Origin of the sequence: Listeria rocourtiae subsp. hofi (genome assembly GCF_963575615.1) — a bacterium.
GTDB classification, from domain to species: domain Bacteria; phylum Bacillota; class Bacilli; order Lactobacillales; family Listeriaceae; genus Listeria_A; species Listeria_A hofi.
The window spans coordinates 197,582-209,725 of record NZ_CAUYTL010000001.1; the positions used below are offsets into that span (position 1 = coordinate 197,582).

A 12,144-nucleotide genomic window follows, 5' to 3' on the forward strand; every position below is an offset into this window, starting at 1 on the left:
CTCAGCGCTTTTATAGAGCCAATTTCCTAATACAAAAATTTGTGGGGCTTAGTGGAGCAAGCTGTAATAAATGCTACAATTGAAAATAATCCTTTTTTAAGTGTTAGTTAATATCCAGTTTATGTTTATCTGGCATTATAAGTGAGAAGGAGGTTTTCTGATGACTAAGTTGCTTATTATCTTAATCACATCCCTACTCACTGCCTGTTTGAATGCAAGCGAAAACAGGACAAACCATTCAGAAATACCAGTAAAAAAAGAAAAGGAGGAGAAAAATGTGACACAGTTAAACCAATCCTTACTCCAAGCTATCGATTCCAATAACCTGCAACAAATCGAATCACTTCTACAACGAGGTGCACAGGTAGATACAGTGAACCAGCTCGGTGAGAGCGGACTCCTCGTGGCCACACATCAAAACAACATTCCAATGGCTAAATTATTCCTCAAGCATAACGCCAATGTTAATTTACAGGATAAAATAGAGGACAGCCCCTTTTTATACGCTGGCGCAGAAGGACAGACCGAGATTTTAAAAGCAATGATTTCGCATCATCCAGACTACAAACTAACCAATCGCTTCGGCGGAACAGCCTTGATTCCTGCAGCTGAAAAAGGACATTTAGCAAACGTTCGACTTCTTTTAGCTAAAACAAATATCGATGTAAATCATATAAATAATCCTGGTTGGACAGCACTCTTAGAAGCAATCGTTCTCTCCACCGGTAACAAGACGCAACAACAAATCGTTCTAGCACTACTTGAAAATGGCGCTGATCCAAACATTGCAGATTCAAACGGCGTTACCCCTCTATCACACGCAAAGCAAAAAGGATATGACACAATCGCGAATTTACTTATAACTCATGGTGCACAATAGCAAAAAAAGAAGAGACACGACCGAAAACGCATATTCGGTCGTGTCTCTTCTTTTGCTATTCTTGTTTTACTGTTCTCGTCGTCGGTTTCAATGCCCAAAACGTCATCATAACGCCGAAGAAACCGCAAGAAACAATAAACAACGCCATACCATATTTCCCGATATACGGCGAAAACATCAGACTTCCCGCACCAATTAATTTTCCGATTTGAAAAACAAAACCGTTAAATGCCATGTAAGTCCCACGCATCGTTTCATCCACAATATCCGCCAAAATCGTTTGCCGCGTTGGCACATAAAGCAATTCACCCACAGATAAAATGATGGTTGCCCCTAGCAAAGCCCAAATATTATTCGCCAAGGCACATAACGCAAATCCGAACGTAAAAACCATAAACCCGACATACATCCATTTTTGCAAATTCCGATCTCGCACCCATTTTGCAATCGGCGCCGTAAAAAGCACAATCATCAGTGTGTTAACGAGTGTCAAAGCACTCACCAACTTCACGCCATCAAACGACGTACTTCCAAGCCATCCAAAATCGTATATCATCGGTGGAAATATATCTGCTAATCGAACCGAAATAAAATTGTTACGCTGAAATTCAATTGATAATACCGCAATACCACCTGCTGTGAACCATAGAAAACGCGCATCATACAAAATCTTCTGATAACTACAAAACAAACTTTTAATTCCAGCATCGCTCACTTCTTTGTTTCTGTCTTGCTCCAGCGTCTCAGAAATCAACACAATCGTGAGCCATGTCGTAACAAACGACATCACGAGAAGAGCAGTCAACAACTCAAATAAGTAGCTCTGGAAAAACCAACCACCAATCACGATACCAATCATGACAGATAAGTTATTCGCCCAATAATTAATTGAATACATGTATGCTCGTTCATTTTGCGTACTCACATCAATCAACATTGCATCACTTGCAGGAACCGTTAGTCCTTGCGACACAGCGATCAAAAGCAACGCGACAAACGTCAACCACGGAGAAACAAGCCAAGGAGAATTCACAGTTAACATCAACGCAAAGGCGCCAACCTTTACCCATTCTCCCCATACCATCAATTTCCGCCGCCCAAGATGATCCGCCAAATGCCCGCCATAAATACTTGCGATAAACTGCACGGCAATATTGATCATCAATAACACACCAGCGACGCCAACATTGATCTCTTTTGCAAAATAAATCGCCATGAACGGAAACACCATCGAACCAATCATTTTACTTAAAAACGAAATCGCAATACGCGCCTTGATGTTTGGATGTAGCGCTTTAAACATTGACTTCACCTCCTAAACATAGTATAACTAGTTTTAAAAAGTAGAAAAAGGGATAATATTAAATTTTTTTGTCCCCTTTTTCACGAGGAGGTTTTCTCATGCGCGACCTTGCTTATTACGAGATGCGTGCTTTTTTGTTGGAACGGCAGATTGGCAATACCGCTGCTTTTCGCTTGAACGAATTGGCTGAGAAATGGGCGTGTAGTGATAAAAGCGCCAAGCGAAAACTAAAAAGATATCAAGCCCTTGATTATTGCATGTACCAACCCGGGCAGGGTCGAGGAAACCCGTCAAAACTAATATTCCTTCTCACTTTCCAAGCAGAGATTGACCTGTTCATTCGAGAAGCCTTAGAGCAAGAAAGCCTAGACAAACTGCTCACCTTACTTCAATTGAATATCCCACGCGAATGGTTTAGCTCTGTCTCATACGAAATGAATGATCTATTTGGACTCCATACCGAAAAAGGCGACCAAGACATACTCCGCCTTATTATTGCCCGTCCATTCAGCATTCTTGATCCCCTTCATACATCGATTAATATGGAAAGCTCCTTACTCCTACAACTCGGCGATCCACTCGTCCGCTTCGATACAGTAACAAACACCGTGATGCCTTGCATCGCGCATCATTGGAAATCCGAGAATAACAGTACTACTTGGACTTTTTATATTAGAAAGGGAATTCGATTTCATCATGGTAGAACTCTAACAACGACTGATATCCTCCACACTTTTGAAAAAGCGATGCAAAAAGGCACCGTCACGCATTGGTATTTGAAGGATATTGCCAAAATCACACTTCTGTCCGATCACAAAATCATGATTCAACTAAATAACTCGAACCCCTTTTTCACTCGCTACCTTTGCTTAGGAAACCTCGTTATCTTGCCACACGATATTCCCTTTGATGAACGGAAATGGATAAGTACCGGTGCGTTCAAGATAGCGCAACGAACAAAGAAAAAGCTGGTTTTAGAGGCCTATGATGCTCATTTCCTAGAACGCCCATTTCTTGATCGAATTGAATTTTGGCTTGTGAAAAATCAAAGAAATCCCGTTGTCACAGTAACCGATATGGGAAATGAGTCAAATAATGATTACACGGATTACGCTACAAAAAATTATGGCGTCAATATCTTCACTTTTAATTTTCATTATTGTTCATTCGCGCACCATCCAGCGTTCCGCGAAGCTTTCTATCACCTTCTGGACACACCTCTCATGTTAGACGAATTAAACAACCAAGAAGAAACAGAGGCCTCAAGCTACTTTTTTCATAAATCTAGTGCAAAACGACGAGATGCTAACAAAATTGCCAATCTGCTAAAGACCGCGAATTACAACGGAGAACCGTTAAAATTTGCTATCCTTTCACACGCCAAAACGATTCGCCAAGGCCAGTGGATTGTCAATCGAGCCGCTACATTTGGTATTCCTATCGAATTACGAGTCATCGACATCAGCTCCGAATTTTACCAAGGCAGCCAGTGGGAAGCTATCGACTTCAGTATGGGGGGCGATGTCCCAAGCACTGATATTGAGATTGCCTTTATGGATTTCTACGGTAATCCCAATTTGGCTCCACAGCGTTTTCTCGCAAAAAAAGAGCTCCAACAAATAGAGGAGCTACTACATCGAGCACGCCAATGTCAGGATTTGAATGAACGCGAGCCTTTTTACGACCAGATAGAGCAATTTGTGCGGGACAATCATTTATTCCTATTTTTAGAACATTTGACCAAACACCAATTCATCCACACAACAATCAAAACCGAAGAAACGCACCTATACGGCCATTTAAATTTAAAAAAACTATGGATTGACTAAAAAACGAGCAAAAGGCTCTTCACAATACCAAATACGAACAGCAACAAATAAAGAATCGCGAAAGCAAAGAAGCAAATCCGCCAATAACCGCGAATCACTTTTTGGAAATTGATAACTCCTTGTGATTTGGCATATAGCGCGACAAACAAAATACCAATCAAGAATAAAAATAGAAAAATATATAATAAAAAAGATTGATCAAACAATACAATCATAAAGAAATGAACCGCTAAAATCAGGAAAAACGTCGTAACATCGGCGCTTTGCTTCACTGCTTTTGGCGTTCTTTTCGTTATGTTTTGCGCCACAATAAATGTGACCGTAAAAATAAGAACCGGAGCCACAATTACAAGCGCCGTTATATTCGTTAACCAATTCACCGTAAATACTCTCCTTCCAGCCCTTTCACTAAGCCGTATAATGTTTCAGAAATTAGAGCCTCTTTCCCCTGCGTCTGAGCAAGCCTCACAATCGCCCCAGAAATACTCTCTATCTCTGTTCGCCGCTTTTCTCGCACATCCATTGCCATCGAAGAAAAATTAGCCGCTGTCGCCTCGCATATTGCCGTCACTTTTTGTAGCGAATTTTCTCTATTTAGCACACCCGCTACTTCACGCGTCAGGTCTACCAATACTTTATAAAAACTTTCATTATGTAATAACGCCCCATTCGGCACCCCAAGAATCGCCGTCAATGGATTAATCACCGCATTCGCCAATAATTTATTATAAACCATTTCTTCAAAATCCGCCTGCTCGAAAAACGGAAAATCAGAATTAGCCTTTAATATCTGCGCTAGCTCTTCATGCATCTTCCCACGATAAACAGCCCAATTCGTTCGTCCGACTCCGCGCCACGCAACGGTTGTAGCATCTAGCTTCCCTGCACCGTGTTCACAAGTTCCGAGAAGAATCGTTTTGTGCGATAGATTGGGTAACAAACCTAAATGCCCAATGCCATTTTGCAAAAATAGAAGTGGCGTGTTTTCAGGAATTTGCGCAAGCTTTTCGACCAATTCTTCTAATTGGTAGGATTTCACGGTTATGATAACAAAATCGATGGTTGTGAAATCAGCATGAGTGAGAGGTGTTGCGTGAGCTTTGTATTTTGTTCCTACTTTGCCAGCCATAACTGTTATCCCATTGTTTTCAATGTTGTCAGCTTGTTCGTTGGAGCGTGTGAATAGCGTCACGTCTGCTTGGAGCACCCCTGCGTATAGTAGGCCTAGAGATCCTGCGCCAATAATGCCGATTTGATATGTCATGTTATCCCTCCTTTTTTTGCACCTTGGTTTTTATTTTAGCAAAGGTAGTGAGATTTTGCATGGATTTAGTAGGTTTGGCGTCTTGGTGTATCGTTTCAATTTTGGCCTAGTAGTGGTTTTCAACTTAGCGTCCTAAAGCACTGGTGGATTACCTACTCACTGCGTTCGCATGCATATTGAGGCTCTTCTTGTTTTATGGACTTCTCGTTCATTTCTAAATTTTCCTAGTTTAGCGCATAAGAACCACTGAGGGATTACCTGCTCGCTTTGCTCGCATGCATATTGAGGCTCTTCTTGTTTTATGGACTTCTCGTTCATTTCTAAATTTTCCTAGTTTAGCGCATAAGAACCACTGAGGGATTACCTGCTCGCTTTGCTCGCATGCATATTGAGGCTCTAATTCAGCATAGTATGCTTCATAAGAGCCACAACAAACAAAAAACCCAGAAGATCCATGGCGTCTTCTGGGTTTTTTATTTGACAAGCGTACGTATCGCTTGCTTTGTTCACGCAAATTAGTTGCTTTCTACTACTTCTTTGCCGTTGTATTGACCACACTCAGGACAAATACGGTGAGAAAGTTTGTACTCGCCACAATTAGGGCACTCAACCATACCAGGCACTTGTAATTTGAAGTGCGTACGACGCTTGCGTTTTTTTGTTTTAGATGTTCTTCTAAAAGGTACTGCCATTTCCATACACCTCCTTCGCGACTTCCAGATATCTCCTTCATCGCAATCCATCTAAGAAAAATTTCTTTCTCTTAAAATATATTCCAGCTCTTAGAATTAGTTTTCTTCCTTATCAAAGAAATCGGCTAATCCTGCAAGACGAGGATCCACTCTTGTTTCTGCTTGCTTTGCTTGTTGTTCCAGCTCTTCTTCCGTTATAACATTCCAATCGTTTCCTTCTGATAACGCATTTTCTACATTATCACTATAAACTTGCATCGGAATCTCAAGTAAAAGTAATTCTTCAATTACTGGTAACGCATCAATTTTGTCGCCATCCATCAAATGATGTGTTTCGTCTAGCACCTTCTCCTCTTTGTCTACATACGTTTCAATAGATTCGATGTGGTACGTATAAATAACATCTTCAAATGTTCTGGCACATGGCAAGACAATTGTTCCCTCTAAAACAAGATTGATTGAAACCGAATCTTGGCGTACAGCCATGTTTCCCGAAACATTCACCAGACTCGCTGAACGAACATCGTGATTATGTTCTTTCAAATATTCCGTTACGTCAATTTCTTGTTCAATCGGTACTTTCTTACCACGGTATTTCTGTAGTTGAATTAATGACCATTTCATCGTTTATCACTCCAAGCGCAACAAAAAATATTATAGACTTTTCTAAGCCTTTTGTCAATCCCTATTTCCTAACCGAACCATGTTCCCCAGCCCTTTTTTGTGGTATTCTGGAAGTAATCAAAAGGCGAACCTGTAAAAAGCTCTTTTTAAGCCTAACACAATCGAAGCACCAAATCCAAGTAGATTGATTTACGATTACTTGGCACTTTCAAAACATGGAGTTGATAAAATGAAAGCAACTGGCATTATCGTAGAATATAATCCTTTTCACAATGGACATTTATTGCATTTACAAGAAGCACGAAAACGAACGCAGGCGGACGTTATTATCGCTGTCATGAGTGGCTCTTTTCTACAGCGCGGCGAACCAGCGCTTCTACCAAAATGGGAACGAGCGCAGATGGCAATCGATGCTGGTGTTGATCTCATTGTAGAACTCCCCTTTTCATTTGCCACACAACAAGCTGCTATTTTTGCCAATGGAGCGGTTGAAATATTAGATGCGCTAGGCATTCAATCCGTCTTTTTTGGTAGCGAGAATGGTGATGCACAAACCTTTAGTAAAGTAGCAAAATTAATAACGGAACAGAGCGTCCAGTTTAAAGCGATTATAAGGCGTTTTTTAGACAATAAAACGAATAGTTACGCAACAGCTTGGCATGCCGCTATAAACGAACTAGCGCCCGATTTGACGCTTGATTTAGCACAACCAAATAATATTTTAGGATTTCATTACACATTGGCTATTATTGAACAAAAAAAACAGATAGAAATCGCCACAATGCCTCGTCAAAGTGCAGCATATCATGAACAAACACCGACGCACCACTCGATTGCAAGCGCGACCTCCATCCGATCAATGTTACTGGCAAACGATTGGAAATCTGTTCGGCAATATGTTCCTGATACAACACTAACTATTTTGCAAAAATATCGTGAAACACACTCCTTTATAACTTGGCAGGATTTTTGGCCACTTCTTAAATATCAGCTTGTTATTACGCCTGCCAAACAGCTTCAACATATACGCGGCGTCTCAGAAGGAATCGAGAATCGGTTGCAACAAGCAGGACTTCACGCCACTAATTTTGACGAATTTTTAAAAAATGCCACAACAAAACGTTACAGTGACTCTCGCATTAAACGCACTTCTTTGCAGGTTTTAGCAAAACAGACATCCCCTACAGAAAACTATATACGACTATTAGGAATGTCTAAAGCAGGTCAGCAATACCTTCGCCAAATAAAAAAAGATATTACATTACCACTTATCAGCACTGCCTCAAAAGCAAATCCAGCATTGATTGATAACGACATTCGTGCAGCGAAATTATATTCTCTAGCACCAACGTTAGAAAATCAATTTTTGCGAGATTTTCATACACCGCCGTATAGAAAAAAGCCTTAATCAACGCGATTAAGGCTTCATTTGTTTTCTTTCAATGTTTTCAAGTAATCCAACGCGTCTTGGAACGTCTTGACAGGAACTACTTTCATCTTAGAATCGATCGCTTTCGCCGTTTTAATTGCATCTTCATAGTTACTAACAGCATTCGGTTGTGCTTTTTTCATCTCTGGTGTTATCGTATCGTCTGGTGCAAAGAAAATCTCGACATCATCACGATCTGCGGCTACAATCTTCTGAACAATACCACCGATTCGGCCGACATTGCCGTCAATATCAATCGTTCCTGTTCCTGCAATATTATGCCCTTTCGTCCAATCTGTTTTCCCAAAATGATTGTAGATTTCTAGCGTGAACATAAGTCCAGCAGATGGTCCACCAATTTTCTCAGAGTCAATTGTTATTTTCGGGTCCGTGACTAATTTTTGGTCATCCACCAGTGAAATCCCGATTCCAGGCGTTCCCTTTTGATCAATATCAATAAGTTCCACTGATGCTTTTTCAGATTTATCTTGGTGTTTATAGCTAACTTCGACCTTGTCCCCCACTTTTTTACTGCGTACATACTGGATAAATTCCGCACTCGATTCAAACGATTTCCCATCAATTGCTGTAATCAAATCGCCTGCTTCAAGCACCTTTGCTGCCGGTGCATCAGGCATCACGCTGAGCACATATACACCGCGATATTCAATTTTCACTGATTGTCCTGCCGCTTTATACGCAACTTGGATAGCATTATTTTTGGATTGATTCATAAGTGACAACTGACGCACATTATACTCTTCATCCGTTTCATTTTCCCCGCGCACATCTGATTCTTTCTCAATTTCCTGATACGGCAACACTTTTGCTGCTAAATACGAATAAATATTAGCTTGCCCCATTGCAATCGTTACTAACCGAAAAACACCTTCACTATTACTTGGATGTCCTTCAACCGTCACCAGCGTGCTAAGCTTATCTGCGCTTCCTGGTCGTGTCACATAATACGGTAGTGGTACAAAAAATGCCACAACCAAAGCCAAAACAACCAGACCAGCTAAAAGTTTTTTCCAATTCTTTTTAATCATCTTGTTTCTCCTGTACCTCTAATTTATTTAGCAACGCTTGATGCACAATCGGCGGCACCAATTCAGCAATATTGCCATTATACCGTGCAACTTCTTTCACAATACTTGAGCTCAAAAATGAATACTGCGAACTTGTCATAATAAAGAAGGTCTCAATATGGTCATCTAACACCCGGTTCATCGACGTAATTTGCATCTCGTATTCAAAGTCACTAACTGCTCGTAGTCCACGCACAATAACGCTGGCCTCTTTCTCTTTTGCATAGTCCACAAGCAAGCCTGAAGCACTTTCTATATGTACATTCGGCAAATGCTTCGTCACCTGCTCCATCAGAAAGATTCGTTCTGCTACATCGAACAATGACTTCTTTGACGAATTATTCAAAATAGCTACATACAGTACATCGAAAACCTTTGCCGCTCGTGTAATAATATCCAGATGACCGTTCGTAATTGGATCAAAACTGCCCGGGCACACCGCTACTTTACTCATTTTCTGCCACTTCCTTTTCATATTCGAAAATCGAGAGCACTGTAATACCGTAGCGCTCTTCCCGAATTTTTGTAAACTCAGCAACAACATCGGGTAACACAGCATCTGCATCGTGCTCACAAATCACAAGGGCGCCATCTGCCACCAACTTATGCTCAGACAACGACATCATTAATTGCTCCAACTGTTGTTTCTTATAAGGTGGGTCCAAAAATATCAAATCAAAAAACCATTCATTCTTAGCCAAAACTTTCAACGCACGTTTCGCTTCGTTTCTAAAAATATGCGCTTGCTTCTCCAAGTGACAGGCCGACACATTCAAATGCACCGTCTTAATAGCAGCCTGCGCCTGATCAATAAACACACACTCACTCGCTCCACGGCTAAGCGCTTCGATGCCAAGTCCACCACTACCTGCAAACAAATCTAAGACCTTTTCTCCATCAAAAAAAGGCCCAATAATCGAAAACAACGACTCTTTAATTTTGTCCGTCGTCGGTCTCGTATTCGTCCCCGGAACCGCCTTCAAATGATGACCTTTACGTTCTCCTGCAATAACCCTCATATGTACCTCCAAAAATAGAAAGCGACATAACTCAATCTCTAAAACCTGAGAAATCGAATCATGCCACTAAATTTAAATATCATCTAAACAATTCGAGCACTTTCGCCGATTTATCTTGTCTAAAATCTAGCTTAAATACTGATTTGCACATCATCCATACGGTCACGAAACTTCATATCTTTCTTTGATTCATATTCGGTGTTTAAAAACGGCCGATACGAAATTTCGATACGCTTCACATAATGGAAACGCGATAACTTAGCCGAAATTTCTTCCACATCTACCATATCGCAATATAACACCGCATACTTTAGTTTTCTAGAAACGTAATGCACATTTCCAAAACGCTTTAAAGAACGTACTTGCTTCAAATGATTCATCCAAATAATAATGGATTGACGTTCATTCTCCATTGCCTTCCCCCCTCTTTAAGCTGAGCAGCCACAACCGCCGCCTGATCCACACCCTCCTGTAGAACAAGAAGATTTCGTTTCAAAAAACGGATTTCCAGTTGGGACTTTAATATTTTCTGAGACAGCATCTGCCAAAATCAAACTTATTTCGTCAAGCAAGCTCTGTAAATCCATCTCCGCTTGCCGGAATGCCGCAACATGTTCATCCATATCGACATCACGTTTATACTGACGAGCCAAACGATTCACTTCTTTATAATCTGGATGATAGCGACCAAAACGTTGCACTTCATCGTATTGTTCCTTTATCTTTGCCAAGCGCTTAATACGCTGTTGTGTTGGTAAACTTGTCTCCATTTGGTGTGCACATTCACGATAACGATCTGCTTCTGCTGACACCAAAACCATCGATGCAAGGTCATCTGACATATCTAGCAATGCCAGAGTTTCCATTGTAGCAAGCATGTTGCCACCCTCTTTCCATCGTAAATCAATTACAAGCTTCATTATAACACGATTCGTCAGAAAACGCCTTACTTTTGCAAGAAGTTCTGCGTATAAAATTTCCGATAAGTTCCAGCTCCTATATCCGTAAAGCTGTTATCAAATAGATTTTTGCGGTGCCCTGCTGAATTCAACCAGCCCTCTACAGCTGCAGGCCCATCCAAATAATTAGAAGCAATATTTTCCGCCGCCTTCATGTAATCAATATTCGCTCGGTTCATTCGATCAGCAAGCGTCCCATATGTTGGCGAGTCATGATCGAAATATTTATTCTCATACATATCCACACTGTGGCCATATGCTACTTGCGCCACGTCTTCGTTCCAATTTAGTTTTCCTTTGCCGTACCGTTCACGGAAAATATTTGAAATATCAAAAACCTGCTGGTCAGAAGCTTTATCCACCTTATCCCATTGCGCATCCGTCACTGTATCCTTAAAAATATCGCCTTGATACGTCATCTCATACGGATGCATTTTTATGAGCGATAGCTTATTAAAATATCGAACACTGATTACCTTGGACTCAAACTTATCAAAATTAACCTGCGCATAAACACCATTCCCCAAACTTATAAGCGGTCGGATATTCAACTCATCCTCAGACAATTCAAATCGATAATAATTATCTTCATAATTAAATGTTATCTCTGACTGTAATTTCATATTCAAAAAAACTTTCTCCGTGGGCATATCAATCTCAAACGGCTTCAGTGGCAACTTGTCTCCTAGTGCATAAATCGTCTGCACCTTCTTATTCATCACGCCGACTTGCATATATTGACTATCCGTTTGATGAAAAATATAGTTCTGATAACTGTAAAGTGAAGTATCCACTCGTTTAGGATCTCCATATTCTTTAATAAGTAAATCCACATCTTTATTGATATAAGCCGCAAGACTCGCCTGCGTTTCTGCTTTTGGGCCACTCTCATTCGTTTTGTTCTTATCTACATTTCCTTGTTGCACTGCCTTATCATCGACAGAATTCACGTCTGTAGGCGTTTCAAAAAATAAATCCGTATAGTACCCCACAAAGAGGCACACTACTACTACACATATTGTTCTTAAAATAAATCGCATAAACTTCTGCACTCCTC

The 12,144-nt window shown here is 40.7% G+C and carries 14 protein-coding genes; 3 read left to right on the forward strand and 11 right to left on the reverse strand.

The window, feature by feature from the left end; genetic code table 11:
- Window positions 1–160 precede the first annotated feature (160 nt).
- Window positions 161–880: an ankyrin repeat domain-containing protein gene (locus tag R8925_RS00990; RefSeq protein WP_430534071.1), complete on the forward strand. Its 720-nt coding sequence runs from the start codon at window positions 161–163 to the stop codon at window positions 878–880.
- 55 nt (window positions 881–935) lie between these two features.
- Here R8925_RS00990 and R8925_RS00995 read toward each other — a convergent pair whose 3' ends face one another.
- Window positions 936–2,183, reverse strand: coding sequence for an MDR family MFS transporter (locus tag R8925_RS00995; RefSeq protein WP_430534072.1), 1,248 nt, complete (start codon window positions 2,181–2,183; stop codon window positions 936–938).
- 98 nt (window positions 2,184–2,281) lie between these two features.
- Between R8925_RS00995 and R8925_RS01000 the strand changes: the two genes are divergently transcribed.
- Window positions 2,282–4,012 carry an ABC transporter substrate-binding protein gene (locus tag R8925_RS01000; RefSeq protein WP_430534073.1) on the forward strand — a complete coding sequence of 577 codons (1,731 nt, stop codon included), beginning with the start codon at window positions 2,282–2,284 and terminating at the stop codon, window positions 4,010–4,012.
- Here the strand turns inward: R8925_RS01000 and R8925_RS01005 are convergent.
- From R8925_RS01005 to R8925_RS01020, 4 genes are all read right to left on the reverse strand, one after another.
- A complete protein-coding gene (locus tag R8925_RS01005; RefSeq protein WP_430534074.1) occupies window positions 4,009–4,392 on the reverse strand; it encodes a DUF3397 domain-containing protein in 384 nt (127 codons plus the stop codon). The genes R8925_RS01000 and R8925_RS01005 overlap by 4 nt on opposite strands.
- Entirely contained in the window at window positions 4,389–5,276 is an 888-nt protein-coding gene (locus tag R8925_RS01010) for a 2-dehydropantoate 2-reductase (protein ID WP_430534075.1), read from the reverse strand. Before R8925_RS01010 ends, R8925_RS01005 begins: the two co-directional genes overlap by 4 nt.
- A 515-nt stretch (window positions 5,277–5,791) precedes the next feature.
- Complete coding sequence (gene rpmF, locus R8925_RS01015; RefSeq protein ID WP_133619708.1) at window positions 5,792–5,968, reverse strand: 50S ribosomal protein L32; 177 nt, start codon at window positions 5,966–5,968, stop codon at window positions 5,792–5,794.
- A 96-nt stretch (window positions 5,969–6,064) separates the two neighbouring features.
- A complete protein-coding gene (locus tag R8925_RS01020) occupies window positions 6,065–6,592 on the reverse strand; it encodes a YceD family protein (RefSeq protein ID WP_430534076.1) in 528 nt (175 codons plus the stop codon).
- Window positions 6,593–6,821: 229 nt separating this feature from the next.
- Here R8925_RS01020 and R8925_RS01025 point away from each other — a divergent pair, with 229 nt between their 5' ends.
- Window positions 6,822–8,000: a nucleotidyltransferase gene (locus R8925_RS01025; protein WP_430534077.1), complete on the forward strand. Its 1,179-nt coding sequence runs from the start codon at window positions 6,822–6,824 to the stop codon at window positions 7,998–8,000.
- A gap of 17 nt (window positions 8,001–8,017) precedes the next feature.
- On the opposite strand, the gene R8925_RS01030 is transcribed toward R8925_RS01025, so the two are convergent.
- The 6 genes from R8925_RS01030 to R8925_RS01055 form a co-directional block, all read right to left on the reverse strand.
- The gene (locus tag R8925_RS01030) at window positions 8,018–9,067 is read right to left on the reverse strand and encodes a SepM family pheromone-processing serine protease (RefSeq protein WP_430534141.1); all 1,050 of its coding nucleotides are present in this window, start codon (window positions 9,065–9,067) and stop codon (window positions 8,018–8,020) included.
- The gene (coaD, locus tag R8925_RS01035) at window positions 9,063–9,563 is read right to left on the reverse strand and encodes a pantetheine-phosphate adenylyltransferase (RefSeq protein ID WP_430534078.1); all 501 of its coding nucleotides are present in this window, start codon (window positions 9,561–9,563) and stop codon (window positions 9,063–9,065) included. The genes R8925_RS01030 and coaD overlap by 5 nt, the downstream gene beginning before the upstream one ends.
- Window positions 9,556–10,128 (reverse strand): 16S rRNA (guanine(966)-N(2))-methyltransferase RsmD, encoded by a 573-nt coding sequence (gene rsmD / locus R8925_RS01040; protein ID WP_430534079.1) that lies wholly within the window; start codon window positions 10,126–10,128, stop codon window positions 9,556–9,558. The genes coaD and rsmD overlap by 8 nt, the downstream gene beginning before the upstream one ends.
- 131 nt (window positions 10,129–10,259) lie before the next feature.
- Window positions 10,260–10,541, reverse strand: a complete 282-nt coding sequence (locus R8925_RS01045; protein ID WP_430534080.1) for a DUF2129 domain-containing protein — start codon at window positions 10,539–10,541, stop codon at window positions 10,260–10,262.
- Window positions 10,542–10,556: 15 nt separating this feature from the next.
- Entirely contained in the window at window positions 10,557–11,006 is a 450-nt protein-coding gene (locus tag R8925_RS01050; RefSeq protein ID WP_430534081.1) for a YlbF/YmcA family competence regulator, read from the reverse strand.
- A gap of 68 nt (window positions 11,007–11,074) precedes the next feature.
- The gene (locus tag R8925_RS01055) at window positions 11,075–12,127 is read right to left on the reverse strand and encodes a CAP domain-containing protein (RefSeq protein ID WP_430534082.1); all 1,053 of its coding nucleotides are present in this window, start codon (window positions 12,125–12,127) and stop codon (window positions 11,075–11,077) included.
- Between the last annotated feature and the right edge of the window lie 17 nt (window positions 12,128–12,144).